We start from the raw sequence: 20,524 nt of genomic DNA on the forward strand, positions 1-20,524 counted from the left end.
CTAGCGGTTGCGAGGGGAGCCGATAGTTCGCATTGAGCCCTGCGCCTACGGCAGACCGAGCAGTCGTCGAAGGATCAAGGGCCTAACTCTCAGCAACCGAACGGCAGTGCGCGTGTTTTCTTCGGCATTGCGCAAGATCGCCTGAGTGTAGATGGACGTCAGGATCCTCAATCAGGATCATACAGATGCCGCTGGCTCAGGTTTTGACGACCAGAATATAGGAAAATAATCAGAAGGTATCGCCGTTTGTAGCTCGATTTCCCGTCTTTGTGAGCGGCCGTAGCCTGCAACCGCCTCACGGGCTGCAACCTGCCGGGATCACGATTGGTTGGTTCTCGATCCAATGGGGAATGCGATGACCGAACTAACCTCGCTCAACGCCGGCCATGGCGGCGAGACGCACCAGACCGCCGATGCCGACCATCCCGTGCTGACGACCAACCACGGCACGCCGATCTCCGATAACCAGAACCAGCTCAAAGCCGGGCCGCGAGGGCCGGTCCTGCTCGAGGACGAGGTCTATCGTGAGAAGATCAACCACTTCGACCACGAGCGCATCCCGGAGCGAATCGTCCACGCCCGCGGCTCCGCCGCGCACGGGTACTTCGAGTGCACCGAGAGCCTCGCGGACATCACCATCGCCGACCTGTTCCAGCGGAAAGGGCAGCGCACCGAAGTGTTCACCCGCTTCTCCACCGTAGCGGGCGGCGCCGGCTCGATCGACACGCCGCGCGACGTGCGCGGCTTCGCCGTCAAATTCTACACTCGTGAGGGCAACTGGGACCTCGTCGGCAACAACATCCCGGTTTTCTTCATCCAGGACGCGATCAAGTTCCCGGACCTGATCCACGCCGCCAAGATGGAAGCCGACCGTGGCTATCCGCAGGCGGCCACCGCCCACGACACGTTCTGGGACTTCATCAGCTTGATGCCGGAAGCGACCCACATGGCTATGTGGATCATGTCGGACCGGACGCTACCGCGCACCTTCGCCAACATGGAGGGCTTCGGCGTCCACACCTTCCGGTTCATCAACAAGGATGGGAAGAGCACCTTCGTCAAGTTTCACTGGAAGCCGAAGGCGGGCCTCGCCTCGACGATCTGGGACGAGACGGTGAAGGTTGCGGGTGCCGACCCGGACTTCCAGCGCCGCGACTTGTTCGAGCGCATTGGGCGCGGCGACTACCCGACTTGGGACCTCGGTGTGCAGCTGTTCGACGAAACCTTCGCCAACAGCCAGCCCTACGACGTCCTCGACGCGACCAAGATCATCCCGGAGGAGGTACTGCCGGTCAAGATCGTCGGGCGCATGGTGCTCGATCGCTACCCGGACAACTATTTCGCGGAGACCGAGCAGGCGGCCTTTGTGCCGAGCCACGTCGTGCCGGGCATCGGCTTTTCCAACGATCCGCTACTCCAGGGCCGGCTGTTCAGCTACACAGACACGCAGCTCTCGCGGCTCGGCTCGGTCAACTTCCATCAGCTTCCAATCAACGCCGCCAAGGGGCGTGCCGCAGCGGCCGGTTGCCCGTTCATGAACCAGCAGCGGGACGGCCACATGCAGATGGCGGTGCCGAAGGGACGCGCCAACTACGAGCCAAACAGCCTGTCCCGGGCCGGTGAGCCGGGCGGCGCCCGCGAGGACGCGGCCAAGGGCTACGTGACCTTCCCCTCGGAGGAGGAGGGGCACAAGCTGCGCGTCCGGCCGGAGAGCTTCGCCGACCACTACAGCCAGGCGCGGCTGTTCTTCCGGTCGATGGATCCGGCCGAACAGGCGCACATCGCATCCGCGTTCGTGTTCGAGCTGTCGAAGGTTAGCCTGGAGCACATCCGGGCGCAGATGCTCGCCAACCTGCGCAACGTCGACGAGGATCTGGCGATGCGCGTCGCCGACGGGCTGGCGATGGACCTGCCCCCTGCCTCGCCGACCGCGGCCCCAGTCCTGGACATGGCGCCGTCGCCAGCCCTACGCATCATCCGCGGTCCGCTGGAGCGGCACACGCTGGAAGGGCGAAACGTCGGCATCCTGATCGCCGACGGGACCGATGTTGGAGAGCTGAACGCCCTGAAGAAAGCGATTGAGGCGGCGGGCGGCCATGCGATGACGATCGCTCCGAAGGTCGGCAAGGTGCCGTTGTCGGATAGCTCGGCGATTGCCGCCGACGCGCAGCTGTTCGGTCAGCCTTCGGTGACTGTCGACGCTTGTGCGGTGATTCTGTCCGAGAAGGCCGTAGGCAAGCTCGTGAAGGAAGCGGCTGCGGTGCAGTGGGTCATGGACGCCTTCGGTCACCTGAAGGCGATCGGCCACAACGCGGCCGCCAAACCCCTGCTCGACAAAGCAGGTGTCGAGGCAGACGAGGGCGTGACCGATCTCGGCGGCTTCGTCGAGGCAGCCAAGAAACGCTACTGGGACCGCGAGCCGAACGTTCGTACGCTGGCTTAAATTCAGGACGAACTAATGGAAGTGTGAGGCGAAAGGGGGGGACCTTTCGCCTCACTAATTCCGCCGGAAAGCGCACCGATCAAAAACGGCCCTTTTTGTGCGGTTAGGCGCCCGTGACGGACGGGAGAGAGGGAGACCTTTTTCTGTAAGGGCCATTCCGAGTTTTTCAGTATGGCGCTTTGTTAGTATGGTAATTTGGCAGTGTGGCTTGCTGGTAGTATGGTGGTTTAACATTGCGGCCATCCTGTATCTTGCGGGTTGCCGGGTTGCCGTTATGACAGCTTGGCTGTTTGCGGGCAGACAGAGGGAATTAGACAATCCTACCCGCCGTACTTTTTCAGGATGATTTCTAACCCTTCGCGCATCAAGACCTGCTTCTCTTTGCGTGTTTCGAACGCGACGACCCTCAACCGTTCCCATATATCTTCAGGCACATGGCACCCAACGTAGTGCATGCCGTCACGGACTCGGGGTTTCCTGGGCACCGCCTGGGGCGCAGCCGAAGCGGCTAAAGCTGGGGATTGAACCGACGCGGCGGCCTCGGGCAGAGGCTCTACCTTAGCATCAAGGCGCCTGCTGAGACTGCGCCCAATATCACTTTCTTTAACTCGCCCCATGGATCAACCCGCGACTTATCAGTTGAGTGGTTTGTCAGTTTGCTGGTTTAGCAGTTGGGTGAGCCAGCCGTAAAGAGCGCGGATTTCGTCCGCGGCAACGCTCTTGGGGTCAACCTCAAGGGCGGTCTTGGACGCATCCTGGCTCTCCCCGTAGATGATCCTGGAGTGGATAACCTGAGGCGCAACCTCGATCCCACGCTGGGCGAGAACGGATCGGGTTTCTTCGGCGACCGTTTTCCGGCGGCTTGGGGCCTCGTCATTGAAGACAACGAACGTAGGCTTCTCCTGAGCCGACGCCTTATCGATCGAGCGCAGGACTGCTGCAATATCGCTCGTCTGGATGCGTGTTGGGACTAGCACGAGATCGGCGGCCCCGATTGCCATTCGGTCAGCCTCGCCGGTCGTGGGTGGAGTGTCGATTAGGACGAGGTCATAGGCTCCACGCATGGACTCCAAAAGCTTGCCAAGGCGCGCTGGTTGGCTGGAGATCACATCCGGCGGATCATCGCCGCGTTCGTCCGCCCATTCGGCGACGGTTGCCTGAGGGTCCAAGTCGACGATCGCGACGCGCTTACCGTCCTGGACCGCGGCTACTGCCAAGTGTGTGGTGAGGGTCGATTTTCCGCAACCTCCCTTACGCGCCGCCATCGCCACAATCTTCATCCCTGCCTCTTCCAAGTATGGCCACCAACCCGTTGATCAGGATGTCGGTAGGACGTCAAACAGATATCATACCAAACGCGTTTGTCAGTTTGGCGCTGGAGTGTCCACATGTCGTTGGGTTTTTGGCGCTATGAGTATCTCGCCGCCAAAATTCAAAGGCGCTGAAGCCCGGCAGCTTCACCCAGTGCCGCTCCACGAGGGCCTCGAAGATGCGGTCCAGGTTTGCTCACACCAGCAACTCGACCTCACGCTCGTAAGAGGGCTGGTTTTGCTGCGCGATGCGGATGACAAGCTCGGATCGGATCATGCTGGCATAGGACCGGCCCCTGCGGGCTGCAGCGAGATCGAGCGCTGACGGTTCCCTTGACGTTGACTTAACGGTGCCGCCCAGTCGACATGCAATGTCCGGCTGGCACGTGCTCTGTGCGAGTCGCCGGCAACATCAGGAGACCAAGCCGCCGCAAGTCGACCCCTGAAAAGCCAACGGCCCCCCAGTCGCCAAACTGGAGGGCCGTCGAAATCGAAGGGCCTGTGAGGCCGGAGAGCTCCCCTCACAAGCCATGAGACGCCCCCTGGCGTCAAGCGGGAACGCCAATTCCCGCGGCGATGAGGCTTTGCCTTGTGGACCGGACGCCCCTGCGGCGGCCCGGAACGACCTGTTGCGGCCCTTTCACAGGGCCGAAGACATGTTTGCCAACGAGTTGAGGCGCGCGATCGAGGCCGCCAGTCGAATCACCCTGCCGCAGGTGACAGCGCTGCTATGGCGGGCCTATGGGGACGGTCGGGTCACCGAGGCCGAGGCCGAGAGCCTATCCGGGCTGATCGAGGCGCGCACCCTGGCCGCCAGCGGATCGCGGACCAGACACAAGCCGAACCCAAGCGGAACCGCGGCCCCGGACGCCACATCGCCCCAGGAACGCCAAGGCAACCCGAGGAGATCGGTGGGCTCGCGCCCGCGCACAGATGCCTCGATGGAACGCCGCCGGCGCTGGGCCGCCTCGGGGCGGCTGCCACCGGGGTTAGCCGCCCGGTTCACGCTAGCCGAGCAGGCGGTCCTCGCCCTGGTGGCGGCCGAGACCGCACGCCGGAAGGACTGCCGTCTCGCTGTCGGCCACCTCGCGGCGATCGTCGGCGTAGCCGAGACCACGGTGCGCAACGCCATCCGCGAGGCTGCGAAGCTCGGTCTTGTGACCGTCGAGGAGCGGCGCGTCACCGGCTTCCGCAACGACACCAACATCGTGCGCATCGTGTCGGCCGAGTGGGCGGCGTGGCTGCGCCTGGCTCGAAAGGGGTTGGTGCTGAACACCCAGCGCGCCCCAGCACAGGGGGGAGGGTGCAAATCTGCGCAATGCACGTCTACTCAAGTTCTGATTCTGACAGAATCGGGGAAAACCGCAGGGTCGCAAAGCTGCCAGGAGGCAGCGGTCGACCTCGACCGAGCCGATCCTTCAAGAATCCGTATGAATGGTGGCAGGGTTCGAGCCATGCGCTGAGGGTCTGTCGCCGGACGGTTTGACGAACACGGGTCGCTACGACAGTGCCAAGGACCGATGCCGCTTTGCGGCTCGGTTCGGCATGCCGTCCGTGATTCTGGAGCGGACCGATGAAGCACGATCAGGCGCCGCCACCGCTGGCCGTCGCGATCCGGGATGCTGAACCACGCGCGCGGCATGGGGGCTCGAACCCTGTCACCAAAGACCTTGATCGAGGCGGGGCAATCGCACGCGCAACTCGCCACGCTTCAGGGCGAGCGCGACGCCTGGCGCGCCGAGGCCGAACGACGGGCCGGCCGCCGCATTCAATCCGCTCGAACGAGCCCGGTCGGTAGAGGCACCGGCTGCCGTCAGATCGTGAGGGAGCTATCAGTTAGAGGGACGTAGATCGAGTTTGTTTCGTCCGATCTTTCCACCGATAGGCATCGGTAGGCTGGAGCTTATTGTTTCGTACGACATGCCAGACCTACCGAGCGATCCGACCACCCGGACCTACTCCGGGCTGACCCAGGCCTACGGGTTGTTCAACGACCGGCTGTTCGCCTCTCGGCTCCCCACCTGCCTGATCACCATGCAGCGCAAGTCGAAGACCTACGGGTATTTCGCCGGCCGGCGCTTCACCACGCCCGACCACGCCGAGGTCACCGACGAGATCGCGCTCAATCCGCGCCACTTCGCCGAGCGCTCCACCGAGGCGACGCTCGCCACCCTGGTGCACGAGATGGTCCACCTGCAGCAGGAGCACTTCGGTACGCCGTCCCGGCCGGGGTATCACAACCGGGAATGGGCCGGGATGATGCGCGCGGTCGGGCTCATCCCGAGCGCCACCGGTGAGCCCGGCGGCAAGCCGACCGGGCAGCGGATGAACCAATGCGTCGAGCCAGGTGGCCGGTTCGCGCGCGCCTGCGCCGAACTGATCGAGGAGCGGGGCTTCGCCGTCCCCTACGTCGAACTGTCGGATGCGATCGAGCGCGCGGCGCGGGAGCGCAAGGCGGCGAGCAAGACTCGGTACACCTGCCCGGGCTGCGCGGCCAACGCCTGGGCCAAGCCAGGGACCCGGCTCGCCTGCGGCACCTGCAACCTGCCGATGGAGGTCCAGACGCGGTGACGCGACGGCAGCATCGTGAATGTTTCGTACGATCTTTCAGAGAACCGAAACAAAAAGGCCGCCCTCGCAGGCGGCCAGTCGAATCTCGAGAGGAAGCGCCCGGGGGAGGGCGCCTCGGGACGGTAGATCGCGCTCCATCGCCGTGGCAACGGACCATTCCGGGACAATTCGCCGCCAAACCCGCCCGAGCTCGCACCCCGGAAGACGATTTCGAGGACGACACAGAGTTCAACACGAGGAGGTATCAGGCATGTGGTTCGTGACGATGACCGCCCCAGACGAGATCACGACCCGCTCGGATCTCTCGAACGAGGCCTTGCTGAGCGCCGTCGAGGATACCGCCACCGACCACGCCATGATCGACGCCGACCTCGCGCTCGTCACCGGTGAGGAGAGCTTGCTCCGGCCGGGTCGTCCCTTCCTGGAGGTCGACTCTCTCGTCCCCGGGCGTCCGCCGGAGTTGGTGCGGGCTCCGGCGGCCTTGGTGTATCTCGGGCCAGACCTGGCGCTCCGGGATCTGGCTGAGCGCCCCGGAGGGATCGCCGCGGTGGAAGCGCACCTCGCCACAGGCCTGCGCTGGTGGTGGCCGGTGCTCATCGACGGCGTCGTGCATCTGCGCGACGCCGGGCGTCGCGAGGTCAAACGACACCCCGCGCTCGCCTACGCGGTCTTCACGGAAGACGATTTCGAGGACGATCTCGCCGACAGGGTTCCTCCCCTCTAGGGGCTTTCGCCCGTCGTCGATCCGCCCGTGGCCGCGGACTGTCGCGCGCTCATCGGGCGTCCGTTCAGGGGCGATTGTTCGGGGAGCGTCGCGAGCATCGTGCCCGCGCTCACTCCAGCAGCCAAGCCACGGGCCGCCAACCGATCAACCGACGCAGCACGCGGCGTGTGAAGAGGGCTCCGAGCCCAGCGGCGAGCATGAGCCAGGCCGGGCCCCAGGCGATCAGCCAATCGCGCAGCGTCAGGGCGATCGTCTCCGGCAGCCCGCCGACCGGGGCGACCGTCCCCTCGGTCCACAGCGGGAGCTCGCAGTACCGCCGGTTCGAGGTGGTATCCAGCTTGAGCTGCGACGGGGCGCAGAACCGGCTTATCTGAGCCCGCAGATCCGGGTTGGCCGCGACCAGGGCGAGCCACGCCGGGGCGTCGGGGCGCTGGGACAGGCCGGCCCATCGGGCGTCGAGGCCCAGCGTATCCCGGCGACCGAGCCAGTAGCCCGCGCCGCCGGCCGCGAGGCCGCAGCCCAGGACGATCGCCGCCGCCCAAAGACCGACCTCGCGCGCGCCGGTGCGCTCCATCCTCCTGAAATGCTCGCTCGCGCTCGCCGCGACCGCCTCGCCGGTGCGCTCGGCGAGCGCGGCGTGGGCGGCCTCGACCCGGGCGCTGGCGGCCGCGGCCACGGGGCCGACCGCCCGTGCCGCGGCCCGCTCGACGCGCTCGGGCACGGCGTCGAGCGCCGCCGGGATGGTCCGGGCGGCCTGCTCCAGCAACCCGCCGACCGCCAGATAGACGACGGTGGGATCGTCCGGGGTCAGGCCGATATCCATCATCCGCCGCCACGCCAGGTCCCGGGTCGCCGGATCGAGCCCGAGGGCCTGGGCCGCCCGGTCGAAGTTGAGCTTGGCGTCGGGATGCATCGCGGCGCGGCCTTCGGCCCTCAGAGGCCGAGGATCGGGCGCAGGTGCTCGAACGCCACCGCGGACTCGCGCAGGTAGCGCGCCACGTGCGAGCGCTCGGCGATGGTCAGGCGCGGCGCATCGGCCGCCACGGCGAAGGGCAGCGCGTCGGCGTCGATCTTGGCGAAGGTGCCGGCCGGCAACGGCGGCAGGCTGATCTCGACGCCCCCGAACTCGTCGAGCAGGCGGCGGCGGATCTTGCCGCCGCGGTGCTCGCCGTTGCCATCGACGTAGCCGTGCCAGAACGGGAAGTCGGCCTCGGCCTTGCCCCAGCGGGTGTTGCGGATCGCGACGTGGTCGACCCGATCGCCGGCGAGATCGATCCAGCGGGCGACCGACTGGGTCGAGGCGACCTCGGACGAAATCAAGTGCAGGACCACGGGGCGGTAGCCCTGGCCCGTGAAGGCGGCGAGCAGGTCGTCGAGGCCCTCGCCCATGTCGGAGATCCGGGCGAGGTCGGCGAGGCTGCCGCCGGCGAGGTCGTGGACGATGAGCGGCTCGCCCGAGGCGACGCAGTTGAGCAGGGTGGCGCGCTGGTCGTCGGCGCGGATGTTGTAGTACCCGACGCCGACAGTCGGATCCTGCTCGTTCAGGAGTTCGCCGTCCGCGCCCCGGGTGCCCAGAACCCGCAGGAGCGAGCCGACGCCGCCGTCGGCATCGTAGGCGGCCACCCGGGTACCGCCCTTGCGCAGGTGCTCGACCAGGGTGCGAGCGGTGACGCTCTTGCCGACCCCGCCCTTCTCCGAGGTGACCAGGACGACGCGCTTCTGCCGCGAAGCGGCCGGTGTGCGCGTCTGCTGTGCCCGTACCATGGTGTCGTGTCCTGATCCGTCGCTCGTGGCCCGCTCGCGGGCTCTACAGGTCCTTGGTGCTCAGCCGGTGCCCGACCGTGGCCGCGGCCGACGCATCGCCCCGCGTCGGTCGCGGGGCGCGCCCACCGCTCACTGGCTGCGCCGGCTCCGGTTGGCGTTCCGAGAGGATTGGCGCGGTTCCGGCAGGGGGCTTCGCCGTGGCCTTGCCGCGGCGTCGCATCGGCTTGTGCCCGGCGGCCTCGCGCGTGGCCTTCTGGGTGTACTGGCGCAGGGTCGCGAGGCTGAGCTTGACCCCCATCCTGGCGAGGAGCTCGCGGATCTCGGCGTCGGTCCGGCGCTTGGCCTTGAGCGCCCGGATCTCCGGGAGCACGGCCCGGATCGCGTCGTACCCGGAGGGCGTGCGGTTCGGGGTGAGCGCGACCTGCTCGCGCAGGAAGGCACGCAGTTCATCGTGGGGATCGGGTTCGCCAACCTCGGCCATCGCCGTCATGCCTCGCGCCTATCACCGGGCCTCAGAGCCCCGCCCGGAGAGGACAGCCGCGTCCGAGCGGACATGCGAGCCGCTCCGATCCATCGTCCTCAAGCCCTGGCATGATACCACGGCCGAGCTTGCGTTCACGATGGACTCGGGCCCGCCTGTGGATAACCCGACCCTTCCAAGAAGAAACCGAGAGAAACCGAGACACATCACGCACCGATGGTGCTGGGCAGGGGCTCCGCTTGCGGCTAAGCTACTGTTTCGTCGCGTTACCTCGCTGCCTGGAACCCGCGCATGGCCCGCCGTCCCGTCCGCATCGCCCTGGACGAGGCCCTGTGGGCTGCGGTGGAGGCGGCGGCCCGGGCGCGCAGGATCGCGCCGCACGCGTTCGTCGAGGAGGCGCTCACCGCCGCGCTCGGGCCGTCCGAGACGGTAGCGCGCCTGACCGAGCTCGCCGAGGCGGCGGCTGTCAGCACCCGCGAGGCTCGAGCGAGCGCGGCCGCGATGGAGGACCAGATCCGAGTGATCTCGGACTTCATCGTCGATCTGTACCGGGCGGAGGCGCGGGCGAGCGACCGAGCAGGTCCTGGCTAGTCCAGGGCGAGGGCCCGGGCGATGATGACCTGCACGCGGATCACCAGCGTCGAGTACTACGAGTCGATGGCGCGCCAGATCCGGCGCGAGGCCGGGCTGAGCACACCGGATGCCCCGCTCGACGACACCGCCGCGGCGTACGCGCACAAGGCGGCGGCCGGGATCGCCGCCGAGGGCAGCGCCGCGTTCGAGACGGCGTACGCGGCGGCGTTCGACCGGGCGCTGGCGACCCTGCGCCGAGGCCACACCGAGGGGCGCGACGAGGTCGCGTACTACACCGACAACGGCGCGGGCGAGGCCAATGGGGTTTGGTGGACGCGTGGCCCTGGGACCGGTTCCGATCCCGATCCGGGCGCGCGCATCGACCCGTTCCGCCTGTGCCCGGACGGGGCCGAGGTCGACGGGCGGGTGCTGCGCGACCTCGCGGCCGGGCGCGACCCGGGGAGCTTGGAGCCGCTGGTGCGGGCGTCCGGCAACGGCCGGCGCAGCGTCGGCTACGACCTGCAGTTCGCCGCGCCCAAGAGCGTGAGCGTGCTGGCCGCGTTCGCAGGTCCGGGGGAGCGCGCGCGGATCCTGGCGGCGCACGATCGGGCGGTGCGCCGGGCGCTGGACTACGCGCGCACGGCCGGGCTGATCGTGACCCGGACCGGGGCGCAGGGCCGGGACCGAGCTCCTGCTGCCGGAGTGAGCGCGGCGGTGTACCGGCACTTCACCTCCCGGGCGCAGGACCCGCAGCTGCACAGCCACGCGGTGCTGCTCAACCTGTGCGTCCGGGCCGACGGTTCGACCGGGGGGCTCGATAACCGCGCGATCCTCCGGAACGCCGGCGGGATCGCGGCGCTGTACCGAAGCGAGCTGGCCAGCGGCCTGCGGGCAGAACTCGGCTACGAGGCGGTGCGGGTCGGGCGCAACTTCGAGATCGGCGGGGTGGCCGAGCCGGTGCTGGAGCTGTTCTCCAAGCGGCGGGCGGCGATCGAGCGGGCGGCGCGGGAGCGGGGGTTCGATACCGCGGCCGATCGGGTCGCGGCCCAGGCCGCCGCCCACGGCACCCGAGCGCGGAAAGATCGGGAAACGCCCCTGACGACCCTAGAGGCGGATTGGCGGCGCCAGCTCGAACAGGCCGGCTGGGGACGGGAGGCCGTGTTCGAGGGCGTGCGGGTGGCGGCGGACGGTATCCGTGCGGCGCGGACGGGCTCGGCGGCCGAGCGGGTAGAGCGGCTGGCCGAGGCGGGCTTGGCCGAGGCGCTGGCGATGCAGGCGGTGATCGAGCGGCGCGAGCTCGTCCGGCGCATCGCCGAGGCGACCCAGTGCGAGGCGGATGCCGACGCGGTCCTGGAACAGGTGGAGCGGCTGCACCGGGACGAGGCGGTGGTCGAGGTCGGGCGCTCCGCCGCGGGCGAGCCGGTATACGCGACGCCCGAGATGATCGCGACCGAGCGCGGGATGCTGCGCCGCGCCTACACCCGGAGGGACGAGCGCGCGTTCGTGCCGGAGGCGGTGGTGGCGCGGGTGCTGGCGGAGCGGCCGAGCCTGCGCCCGGAACAGGCGGCGGCGGTGCGTCACGCGCTCAACCGCGACGGGATCAGCGTGGTCGAGGGCAGCGCCGGCTCGGGCAAGTCGTACGCCATGGCCAGCGTCGCCGAGGCAGTGCGCGCTGACGGCGGTGAGGTCTGGGTGATCGCACCGAGCTGGAAGGCGGTGGACGTGATCCGGACGGATACGGCCACCGCCGAGGCGATGGCGCGGGCGGTGACCGGGTTCCTCAACCGGGTCCGGGACGGGGAGATCACATTGGGCCCGAAGGCGACGGTGATCGCCGACGAGGCCGGGATGATCGGCACGCGCGACCTCGCCGCCCTGGTCGAGGCGACGGCGGCGGCCGGGGCGAAGCTGGTGTTGAGCGGCGACACGCGCCAGCTCGCGCCGGTGGCGGCGGGTGCACCGATGCGGCTGCTGGTCCGGGCGCTCGGCGCGGCCCGGATGGACCAGATCCAGCGCCAGCGCGGGCGCACCGAGACGGAGGGGGCGTGGATGCGGGCGGCGAGCGTCGACTTCGCCGCCGGCCGGACCGCGAGCGCGTTGGAGGCGTACGACCGGGGCGGGGCGATCACCTGGGGGGAGGACCGCGAGGCCGCGGTCGCCGCGCTGGTCGACGCCTACGCCGGGAGCCGCCGCGACCCGGAGGGGGCGGGGCGGACGCGGGCGGTGCTGACAGGCTGGAATAAGGACGTCCGTGAGTTGAACACCCGGATCCGCGACCGGCTCAATCGCGACGGGCTTCTGCCGGACGGGAACGACGTCGAGATCGCCGCGATCCCGCGCGGGGGCAGCCGGGCCGAGCCGCTGGCGCTGACGGTGGGTGACGAGGTCATCTTCGGCGAGAGCGTCGAGGTCGGTGGCCGGGTGATCCGCAACGCCGACCTCGCCCGGGTCGAGGCGATCACCGGTGATGCGACCGACCCGGTGCTGACGCTGCGGCTGGCCAAGGATGGGGGGCGGCTCAGCGCCCGGGCGAGCGCGCTGGTCGGGTTCCGCGAGCGGGGCGAGCCACGGGTGCCGCGGCTGCAGCACAGCTACGCCATGACCGTGCACGCGGCCCAGGGCGTGACGGTGGACGAGGCGTACGTCGCCGACCTGCGCGGAACCGGGGCGGAGGCGATCTACGTGGCGATGACCCGCCACCGGCGCACGGCCCGGCTGTTCGTCGATGGGGGCCGGATCCGGGAGCGGTTGGAGGCGACGGCCGCCGGCATCCGGTCGGAGGAGCGCGGCCTCCCGGGGCATGGGGGCGTCGCGCATCCGGAACCTGCCCCGGTCGGTCACACCGAGATCCGCCAAGCCTTCCTCGCGGATTGCGCGGGGGGCGGGGGCAAGACCAACGTCGCCGACTTCGCCGGCCCCGACCTGCTGGGCTGGTGCGGTGCGCCGGTCCAGCCGCGCGACATCCCGGTACGGCCGGGCGGCAGGATCGGCCTGGGCCGCGAAGAAAACTGGAGGGAGGCCCTGGGCGGGGTCGATGCGCTCCCGCCGGACGAGCCCTCGCCGGCCGCGGGAGCTTTGCGGCGGCGGATGGACGAGCGCCTACGCGCGCCCGCGGCCTACCCGGTGCCACGATCGGAACCGTCCGATCGAATGGTCCCGCTGAGGGCCGATGACCGGGGGCGGCGGAGTCGGATCGGCCGGCTCGCCGGGATCCTGTGGCAGGGCCTGCGGCGTCGGGCGCGGACCCGTGCGGTCGCGGTCCAAGAGCTGCTTCCGGAGGTGCTGCGGTGGCTGTCCGCCGACATCCTGCTCGATCCGCGCGGTCGCGCGCTGCTCGCTCGCCGGGATCCGAGCGGGCGCATCGTCGGGCTCGCGCCGACCGACGAGCGCCGGGACGGGACCGGAACGCCGTCGCCCGCGGGTCCGAACGGCCTGACCCAGCTGGGGGATCGACGCGCGCCGAAGCGGATCTACGTGGCCCGGACCGAGCGGGCGGCCCTGGGCCTGTACCGGCAGGACGGGCAACCGGATCACAGTTTGATCTGCGCCCTGGCGGATGGCCCGGAGACCGACACCGCCTTCGCGGAGGTCGTCGGCCGGCATCCAGGGGCGGTGGTACAGGTGGCGCTCGGTACCGACGAGGACGAGCGGACGGCCGAGGCGTTCGAAGTACGCGTGGTCGCGGCCCTGGGCGTGGTCCGTGCGCCGCGAGCGCAGGTGACGGTACGCCGTACCGTGCCCTTGGATCCCGCCGCGATGGAGCAACCTGCCATATCCGCCGACGCGATCTCGGCGGAACTGGGTCGCACCCGACACCGCGCAGAGCAAGTGGGACGAGATCGTGGGCGGGAACGGATCGTTCCGGCACGACCGATCTCTCGATCCCGCGGGCGTTAGACCTGATCCGCATCCAAACCGTGGGCTACCTCTCGAGGCGCGCAGCAGATGCCTCGCATTGAAGTCCGATGGCCGTCGCCTTGTCGTCGCGGTGCGCCTACTTGGCCGCCATGGCAAAGCGGCCCATGACCCTCGACCTGCTCGCCACGCTCGACATCGTCGACGATGACGTCTCGGCGGTCGTGGACGCTTATCTGGCCGATCCCACATCCCGAATGGTGGCGTTCGGAGAGGGCTACCGCATCGACCCCGCGGCCGCCGTGGCTTCTCATCCTTTCGCCCGCACCTTGATGGATCAGCCATGGGCCGGCGACGCGCTTCGACGTGCGGCTGTGCGGGCCGCTATCCTCCTCGCTGAGCCGGAACGGACGTGAGCGTCGGCGCGGCCATGCCGCGACCGCGGGGTTCTATCCGCGGGTAGCGCAGTCCGGGACCGCTCGTCCCGGGCAACCGACATCCAGCAGTTGGTAGCGGCCGGAGGGTACCACGGGTATGCGCACATGTATCCATCGCTTATCAACAGCAAAAATATTGTATATATTACAAATATCCGTCTTAATACCAGAATATTACTTCATGTATCGATGGACTATGCAATATAAAAATATTTTTATTTGCAATACATCGCGATAAACTGTATACAATGAGTTGACAACAGGTTATAAACATGCTACGGTGCCCGCACCCGTATGGGAGCGGTGCTACGCAGCACCTACTGCCGAGTATTCTGTCCGGCATTCGAGCATTTGATTCGACGACCTCTGAAGTGACATCTTTCGTCTCCCGCAAAACGGAGACGGACATGACCAAATCTACTCATGACAAGATGGCCCCGGCAGAGGAGAAGACCTTCGCCGAACTGGTTCGAAAGAAGGGCGATAAGCTCCCGCTCACCGAGCATGAGCAATCTCAGTACTTGGAGCTGAGAGAGAAAAACAATTCCGGCATCGGTCCGGAGCAGCAAGAGAGGTTGGAGAGAGCGGCTAGACTTACAGCTGGAACCCCGCTCTCGACGCTCTCCCGTGAAAAGTTGCTCCGGTGCCTTCTGACGGCGGCTCAAATCGATCTGTATGACTTGGTGCGGGGCCTTCTTCACAACGGACAGCCCGTCACGCCCGAACAGAGTCGCGAATACGATGCCGTATGTCTCCTCGTCGCGCGATGTTGGGGCGGTGGCGGTGGTAACCCGCCGGACGACGATGGCGAACCAGGCTTTGAGCGCAGTATCGCCGATGACGGTGAAGAGGCAAGCCAGCCTTCCCCCGTCATTCCAGCTGTACAGCCGTCCCCGGTGCTGCCGGATCTGACGCCGAAGGCAACCCAGAAGCGCAAGGGTAAGCCTCGGACCTCGTCCCGCGACGGGGGATGGGGCAGGGATTAGCGGTGTCTCTCCTCCCCGCTTCGCGATGAGCGGGGAGGCCTCGTTTAAGCGGTCCAACCCTGTTCGAGGTCGAACCTCTCGCTATAGACCCGTGAGGACCGGCATCTTCATGGGACGACATACGCGAACAGGTCGAGTTGGCCTGAGGCCGTGCGGCCACGCGAACTCGTGCGCATCGCACGTCGTGCCGGTGGGGCTGGCAGGGCGGCCCCTGGTCTACCATAGAGCACCGCGCCGACGATCCGGCAGCCGTCGCCGTGATGGAACACGTTAGCGGTATATGGGCCGGCTCGTAGGATTTCCTGCACCAGAACCTCGTCCAAGTTCAGACCGGACAGGGCCTTGAGCAGACAAGCGAGGCCTGCAACCTCTATGTCGAACGACCGGAACTCCGCAGCTCGCTGCCGCCAGGCTTGGCGCACGGCACCGACGCTGGTCTGTGGGAAGGCGTTGGGCGCCGGCAGTGTCGCCTCGTCGGCGACGAAGGCCGCGATGGCATATCGCTCGGCGATGTGTCCGGATGCGCGCAGCGAGGCGGCGAGTTGGCGTCGATCGACCGTCATATCGCTCCGGCGAGCCAAACCCCGATTACCCGCGGCTATTCAATTCGAAAGACCACCATGTACGGTGGCGCTCGACGTCCATCCCTACGGGCGTCGAGTTACCGAGGGCCAGAACATCGAAGCCACAGTCATCGACCTCGGGTCCGTCCTCGACCGTCGTGCGGTGTATCGATCGGAACGGCGTCTCTCCCAAATCACCGGCGAACGCCACACATATTGCTTTATCACATTCGCCGTCACACGGTACGTATCTTGTAAGATCAGGTGAATGGTATGAAGAAAAACGCGGCGAGGACCGCTGGCGGCGCAGCCGACTACGTCGATCTGACGACAGGCATCGTCTCAGCCTACGTGTCGAATAACCACCTGCAGACTAGCGAGATCGTTTCGCTGATCGCGAGCACGTATGCCGCTCTCACGGCGCTCAGTCAGGGCGACACCATCGAGGACCCGACCGCGACGAAGCCGACGCCATCTCAGATCCGGAAATCGATCACCCCCGATGCCCTGATCAGCTTCATCGACGGCAAGCCGTACAAGACGCTGAAGCGGCATCTCACGAGCAAGGGAACGACGATCGAGCAGTACCGGGCGCGCTACGGCCTGCCGCAGGACTACCCTGTGGTGGCCGCGAGCTACTCCGAGCAGCGCGCCAAGCTCGCCGTATCCCACGGACTCGGCAACTCGCGCCGGACGACGACGAAGATCGCCGAGCCGCCGGACGCCGCCACCGAGAAGCCCAAGCGCGCGGGGCGGCCGCGCAAGCCGAAGGAGGCGTGACCGGTCCTCGATAGAACTGCCACACGAGGAAGCTCGGCGACGATTCATGAAATCCCCCATCGGACTGGCAGCTCCAATCGTCGAGCCGATATCTCGTGCCGTCGTGGACGCGGTCGGTTCCGAGAAAGCTGGGATGCGACGTAAGCCGGCGACGCGGCCTCGGGGTAGACAAGGAGGTTCCGGATCGGAGGAATGACCGTCTCTCGCGAGATGAGAACCGTCCGGTTCCAGGAGGCCTTCAGCATCATCGCGCCGGTGCTTTCCAGGGATCGATGACGACGAAACCGCACCCGGTGAAATCCCGAACGTTGCGGGTCGCGAGCCGTGCCCCACGCGAGGAGACGATCGCCGCGATCTGGCCGTCGATCTGTGAGATCGGCTGGCCGGTCTCACGGCGCTGAATGGCAATCGCCGGATAGGCCATCGCCGCAGCGCTGTCGAACCCGAGGATCCGGCCGGCAAATTCATGCTCGAAGATCGGATGGGCGGCGGCGATCAGATCGTTGCGGCGACGTCCCTCGGGGAGGAGCGCGAGGCCGTAGAAGATTTCTGCCTGGGTCAACGTGGTGGTGAACAGGCTAGCGACCGACTGCGCCGCGAGCCATTCGAGGACGCGGGCTTCCGGCTGGGCACGCATCAACTCGGAGATGACGTTGGTGTCGAGGACGATCATTCCCCGAACGTAATCGGCTCACGAGCTGGTTCGCGAGGCAGATCTAGCAGATCGACGCCCCCAAGCGCGGCAAACCGGTCGTGGATCGACTGCCCTAGACTGTGGGGTTGGGGTAGTTCGGTAGAGAGGGCGGAACGGAGGATGTCGCGAGCTTCATCCTCCATCGAGCGTCCATGCATGGCCGCGCGCAGACGCAACCGTGCCTTGATCGTCTCATCGATGTTGCGGATCGTCATCACGGCCATGGGCGATGCCTAAGTCATTGACTGCAAGTTAGTGATCGCGGGGGCGCCTGCAAGCGGCTGGCCTGGTGATGAGGCTCAAGGGTAGGGGCCTCGAAATAGGTCACCCAGCGCTTTGCGCCGAAACAGCGTGAACCAGCGCCGCCGGCGATGCTCGGGCCGGTCGTGGATCATATGGCAGCGCTGGCAGAAGGCGGCGAGGTTGGCGCCTGCGTTGTTGCTGGTGTCGTGATCGCGATGGGCGGCGGCCAGTACGACCCGGGTCGTCCGGACTCGAGCAAGCACGTCGTCTACTCCGAGGGACAGGCGGGTGATCCTGCCTCGCCCGTCGCGCCACGCTCCGGCCTCACTGTCCCACCAGCGGCCGTCGCCGAGGTGATAGACGACCCTCCCGTGGGGCCGCTTGCAGGCCTCGCATCGGCCTTTGGCTCGGCCGAAGCGGATCGCGACCGACAGTTGCGGCCAGTCGATCGGATAGAAGAAGCGATGCTCGGGGCGGATCGGCATGGGCTCACCCCCGACCGGCATTGGCGGTGCTGCGGGCGCGGAGGAAGTAGCTGTAGAAAGCGTATTGGCTGACGCCGAGGCGCTTGGCGATGGCGGCGACCGAGATGCCGCCGCCGTCCAGCATCGCCCGGCCGACTGCGATGTCGGCCTCGGTCAGCTTCCTGGACGTTCACTCTTGCGACCCTGGGCGAGGGCGGCCTTGAGACCCTCCATGGTGCGCTCACGGTTGAGGTCGAGGGTGGAAACGCGGGCATATCCGACCAGCATGCCGTAATAGTGAACCAGCCGCGTTTATCTGTCAGTGCCACGTGCGGCGACCACTCAGGCCGTCATGACAGCAAGCGTGGCGGCCGTGGCGGGCTGGCGCTCCAGGGTGCGGTAGACGGTCGGCCGGGAGATCGAGAACAGCTCGGCCAGGTCGCTGATCGCGTAGTCGCCGGTGTCATACATCCGACGAAGCTCCTTCTGCTGGCGATCCGAGAGCTTGGGCTTCTTGCCGCGCAGCTTCCCCTTGGCGCGGGCCACCGCCATACCCTCGCGCGTGCGCAGCCGGATCAGGTCCGCCTCGAACTCGGCAAACGTCGCCAGGATGTTGAAGAACAGCTTACCCATCGGATCGAGCGGATCGTGCACGCTGGCGCCGAGCTGGAGCTTCACGCCCCGCGCCGCGAGCGCGTCGCCGATCGCGCGCGCGTCCGGTACCGAACGGGCGAGCCGGTCGAGCTTGGGCACCACCAGAGTGTCGCCGCTCCGGACCGCAGCCAGCGCCTGGTCGAGACCCGGGCGGGCCCGGTTCGTCCCGGTGAAGCCCTTGTCGGTGTAGATGCGATCGGCTGCCACCCCGAGCTGGACCAGTGCGTGACGCTGGGCAGCGAGGTCCTGCTTGTCGGTCGAGCAGCGGGCGTAGCCGATCAGCACCTGTGTCATGAGTGGGACTGTAACGTATAGGGTCCCATCACCGCAATTTTTATCGTACCATTCGATTGAGACGTGGCTCGCGCAGGCATATCGAGCCTTTGCGAGTGGATCACCCGAGCGTCCGCTGACCGATCCCCTTGCGGACACAAAGGGGGAACCACGATGCAGCTCAGGGGAGCCAGCTTCTTGCGTAACTGACATTCAAAGTTCGTCCTGGCATGGATCGAGGCTTATGGCGTATGCTTATGCCCATGGCACACGATGGAGACGTCCCATGAAAGCGAGGGTGATGCCTGACGGGCGCGTGAGCTTGCCGGCCGATTTACGCAAGCGGCATGGTCTTGCTCGTGGCGGTGAGGTCATCGTCGAGGATATGGGCGACGCCATCGTGCTCCGGACCCTCGATCAGGTCGTCGCCCGGGCGCAGGCCTTGAGCCGTAGACTGGTCGGTGACACGGCAGGCGCGACCGTGGCGGATTTCCTCGCGGATCGCGCTCGTGAGGCTGAAGCCGAATGACGGGCGTCGTCCTCGACGCGTCCGCACTACTCGCGCTCTTGCTAGGGGAGCCGGGAGCGGATCGGGTGAAAGCCGCGCTCGACGGCTCGGTCATGACGACCGTCAATCTGGCCGAAGTCGTCAGCCACTACGCCAAGCTCGGCGCGGCGCGCGCGGAGATCGACGCGTTGTTACGCCCCTTGCCGATCCGGTGGGTCACCGTCGATGCCGCGCTGTCGTACGAGGCCGGCATGCTGCGCCCTCTCACTGTCGAGGGTGGTCTGTCACTCGGGGACCGATATTGTCTGGCCCTTGCCAAGCAGGAAGATCGGCCTGCCCTTACCGCCGAACGGCGTTGGACGACGATCGCCGAGGCCGCCGATGTTGTCGTCGAGATGATCCGCTGAGAGCCTTTTTAAATCGACAAAACGAATATGGGCCCCCGAATGTCATCGGTGAGTCGGTCAGACCCGTGCGAGGATGATGTTTGTTCAAGAATAGAAACGCTTACGAGTTTTCCTGAAAGAAATGACATTGTTTCAAATTCCGCCCGACCCGCTCCTTGTTTGTCGAGATGCGGACATGGTTCCGGCACACGGTTTGGCTCGAGCATATATTCCGGGATGCGGCCCTGTCGTACGCTCGGCAAGGATCTCTCGCGAGTGGAATTTGTTCGTGCTTTGCCCGGCATTGGCTGGCGTGCGGTGTCCCCGGAGCGTAAAGGCTGGCGTCTTGATTTCCGGGAGCACGCACTTGTAGATCTCAGGCCGATTAACGATGCCCTCCACCAATCCCGCCCATCACCTCGCGCGCCTTACGGATGCTGCCGCGACACTCAGCACGCCTGCGGAGGTCGCGGCATGGAGTACCGCGGTATCGGCCGAAATTGAACGCCTCCAAGCCAAGGGGATGCGGCTTCGCGAAGCTGCGCTCCGTTCGTCGAACCAACGCAGGATCGCCAAGGCCGATGGCTTCTGCACTGCCGTGGAACCCGAGTTGAACCGTGCCGCTGTCGCCGTGCGCGCGGTCAATACAATGTTCTTCGTCGATCCGCCGAGCACAGCGAGACATTAGCCGCAGGGTCTTATACAGAGTGCATCCCGGCGAAGCCTCCTTATGCTCGACAGCAAGGCCACGGCGGTTCTTACAGCTAAGACTTGACAGTTCAGTAATCGTGCCATGCTTCAGAGCGCCCCGCACG

21 protein-coding genes and 1 pseudogene are annotated in these 20,524 nt (G+C 66.9%); 12 read left to right on the forward strand and 10 right to left on the reverse strand.

Annotated elements, in window-relative coordinates; genetic code table 11:
- Positions 1-355 precede the first annotated feature (355 nt).
- Positions 356-2,443: a catalase gene (locus PQI07_RS37350; RefSeq protein WP_043075163.1), complete on the forward strand. Its 2,088-nt coding sequence runs from the start codon at positions 356-358 to the stop codon at positions 2,441-2,443.
- A 635-nt stretch (positions 2,444-3,078) separates the two neighbouring features.
- Here PQI07_RS37350 and PQI07_RS37355 read toward each other — a convergent pair.
- Positions 3,079-3,723, reverse strand: coding sequence for a ParA family protein (locus PQI07_RS37355; protein WP_043075162.1), 645 nt, complete (start codon positions 3,721-3,723; stop codon positions 3,079-3,081).
- 686 nt (positions 3,724-4,409) lie between these two features.
- Between PQI07_RS37355 and PQI07_RS37360 the strand changes: the two genes are divergently transcribed.
- The 3 genes from PQI07_RS37360 to PQI07_RS37370 all read left to right on the forward strand — a co-directional run bounded on the left by PQI07_RS37360 (position 4,410) and on the right by PQI07_RS37370 (position 7,048).
- A complete protein-coding gene (locus PQI07_RS37360; protein WP_043075161.1) occupies positions 4,410-5,216 on the forward strand; it encodes a GntR family transcriptional regulator in 807 nt (268 codons plus the stop codon).
- Positions 5,217-5,673: 457 nt separating this feature from the next.
- Positions 5,674-6,324, forward strand: a complete 651-nt coding sequence (locus PQI07_RS37365) for a SprT-like domain-containing protein (RefSeq protein WP_043075160.1) — start codon at positions 5,674-5,676, stop codon at positions 6,322-6,324.
- Positions 6,325-6,574: 250 nt separating this feature from the next.
- Positions 6,575-7,048 carry a hypothetical protein gene (locus tag PQI07_RS37370; RefSeq protein ID WP_043075159.1) on the forward strand — a complete coding sequence of 158 codons (474 nt, stop codon included), beginning with the start codon at positions 6,575-6,577 and terminating at the stop codon, positions 7,046-7,048.
- Positions 7,049-7,157: 109 nt separating this feature from the next.
- On the opposite strand, the gene PQI07_RS37375 is transcribed toward PQI07_RS37370, so the two are convergent.
- Genes PQI07_RS37375 through PQI07_RS37385 form a run of 3 tightly spaced genes read right to left on the reverse strand, consistent with a single transcriptional unit; the run spans position 7,158 to position 9,302 of the window.
- Positions 7,158-7,961 (reverse strand): hypothetical protein, encoded by an 804-nt coding sequence (locus tag PQI07_RS37375; RefSeq protein WP_043075158.1) that lies wholly within the window; start codon positions 7,959-7,961, stop codon positions 7,158-7,160.
- Positions 7,962-7,981: 20 nt separating this feature from the next.
- On the reverse strand, positions 7,982-8,812 hold the full coding sequence (locus tag PQI07_RS37380; RefSeq protein ID WP_043075157.1) for a nucleotide-binding protein: 831 nt from the start codon (positions 8,810-8,812) through the stop codon (positions 7,982-7,984).
- A gap of 43 nt (positions 8,813-8,855) precedes the next feature.
- The gene (locus tag PQI07_RS37385; protein ID WP_043075156.1) at positions 8,856-9,302 is read right to left on the reverse strand and encodes a hypothetical protein; all 447 of its coding nucleotides are present in this window, start codon (positions 9,300-9,302) and stop codon (positions 8,856-8,858) included.
- Between the two features lie 282 nt (positions 9,303-9,584).
- Here PQI07_RS37385 and PQI07_RS37390 point away from each other — a divergent pair, with 282 nt between their 5' ends.
- The 4 genes from PQI07_RS37390 to PQI07_RS37405 all read left to right on the forward strand — a co-directional run bounded on the left by PQI07_RS37390 (position 9,585) and on the right by PQI07_RS37405 (position 15,144).
- Positions 9,585-9,884 carry a hypothetical protein gene (locus PQI07_RS37390; RefSeq protein WP_043075155.1) on the forward strand — a complete coding sequence of 100 codons (300 nt, stop codon included), beginning with the start codon at positions 9,585-9,587 and terminating at the stop codon, positions 9,882-9,884.
- Positions 9,885-9,905: 21 nt separating this feature from the next.
- Entirely contained in the window at positions 9,906-13,763 is a 3,858-nt protein-coding gene (mobF, locus tag PQI07_RS37395; protein ID WP_274929376.1) for a MobF family relaxase, read from the forward strand.
- A 125-nt stretch (positions 13,764-13,888) separates the two neighbouring features.
- The gene (locus PQI07_RS37400; protein ID WP_274929377.1) at positions 13,889-14,137 is read left to right on the forward strand and encodes a hypothetical protein; all 249 of its coding nucleotides are present in this window, start codon (positions 13,889-13,891) and stop codon (positions 14,135-14,137) included.
- 428 nt (positions 14,138-14,565) lie between these two features.
- Complete coding sequence (locus PQI07_RS37405; RefSeq protein WP_274929378.1) at positions 14,566-15,144, forward strand: hypothetical protein; 579 nt, start codon at positions 14,566-14,568, stop codon at positions 15,142-15,144.
- Between the two features lie 107 nt (positions 15,145-15,251).
- Here PQI07_RS37405 and PQI07_RS37410 read toward each other — a convergent pair whose 3' ends face one another.
- Positions 15,252-15,707 (reverse strand): hypothetical protein, encoded by a 456-nt coding sequence (locus tag PQI07_RS37410; protein WP_274929379.1) that lies wholly within the window; start codon positions 15,705-15,707, stop codon positions 15,252-15,254.
- 273 nt (positions 15,708-15,980) lie between these two features.
- Between PQI07_RS37410 and PQI07_RS37415 the strand changes: the two genes are divergently transcribed.
- Positions 15,981-16,487: a Ros/MucR family transcriptional regulator gene (locus tag PQI07_RS37415; RefSeq protein ID WP_043075152.1), complete on the forward strand. Its 507-nt coding sequence runs from the start codon at positions 15,981-15,983 to the stop codon at positions 16,485-16,487.
- A 244-nt stretch (positions 16,488-16,731) separates the two neighbouring features.
- Here PQI07_RS37415 and PQI07_RS37420 read toward each other — a convergent pair whose 3' ends face one another.
- From PQI07_RS37420 to PQI07_RS37440, 5 genes and pseudogenes are all read right to left on the reverse strand, one after another.
- Complete coding sequence (locus PQI07_RS37420) at positions 16,732-17,160, reverse strand: type II toxin-antitoxin system VapC family toxin (protein ID WP_043075151.1); 429 nt, start codon at positions 17,158-17,160, stop codon at positions 16,732-16,734.
- Positions 17,157-17,405, reverse strand: coding sequence for a FitA-like ribbon-helix-helix domain-containing protein (locus PQI07_RS37425; protein WP_274929380.1), 249 nt, complete (start codon positions 17,403-17,405; stop codon positions 17,157-17,159). Before PQI07_RS37425 ends, PQI07_RS37420 begins: the two co-directional genes overlap by 4 nt.
- Before the next feature lie 75 nt (positions 17,406-17,480).
- Positions 17,481-17,909: a hypothetical protein gene (locus tag PQI07_RS37430; RefSeq protein WP_043075150.1), complete on the reverse strand. Its 429-nt coding sequence runs from the start codon at positions 17,907-17,909 to the stop codon at positions 17,481-17,483.
- 4 nt (positions 17,910-17,913) lie between these two features.
- Positions 17,914-18,146: pseudogene (locus PQI07_RS37435) on the reverse strand (helix-turn-helix domain-containing protein); the annotation flags it as partial.
- A gap of 84 nt (positions 18,147-18,230) precedes the next feature.
- A complete protein-coding gene (locus tag PQI07_RS37440) occupies positions 18,231-18,836 on the reverse strand; it encodes a recombinase family protein (RefSeq protein ID WP_043075149.1) in 606 nt (201 codons plus the stop codon).
- 295 nt (positions 18,837-19,131) lie between these two features.
- Here PQI07_RS37440 and PQI07_RS37445 point away from each other — a divergent pair, with 295 nt between their 5' ends.
- From PQI07_RS37445 to PQI07_RS37455, 3 genes are all read left to right on the forward strand, one after another.
- Positions 19,132-19,344 (forward strand): AbrB/MazE/SpoVT family DNA-binding domain-containing protein, encoded by a 213-nt coding sequence (locus tag PQI07_RS37445; protein WP_274929381.1) that lies wholly within the window; start codon positions 19,132-19,134, stop codon positions 19,342-19,344.
- Positions 19,341-19,730 carry a type II toxin-antitoxin system VapC family toxin gene (locus tag PQI07_RS37450; protein WP_007568961.1) on the forward strand — a complete coding sequence of 130 codons (390 nt, stop codon included), beginning with the start codon at positions 19,341-19,343 and terminating at the stop codon, positions 19,728-19,730. Before PQI07_RS37445 ends, PQI07_RS37450 begins: the two co-directional genes overlap by 4 nt.
- Positions 19,731-20,100: 370 nt before the next feature.
- Positions 20,101-20,397: a hypothetical protein gene (locus tag PQI07_RS37455; protein WP_128755108.1), complete on the forward strand. Its 297-nt coding sequence runs from the start codon at positions 20,101-20,103 to the stop codon at positions 20,395-20,397.
- The last annotated feature ends 127 nt before the right edge of the window (positions 20,398-20,524 follow it).

The sequence above is a fragment of the Methylobacterium sp. 092160098-2 genome, assembly GCF_028920805.1.
GTDB lineage: Bacteria > Pseudomonadota > Alphaproteobacteria > Rhizobiales > Beijerinckiaceae > Methylobacterium > Methylobacterium fujisawaense.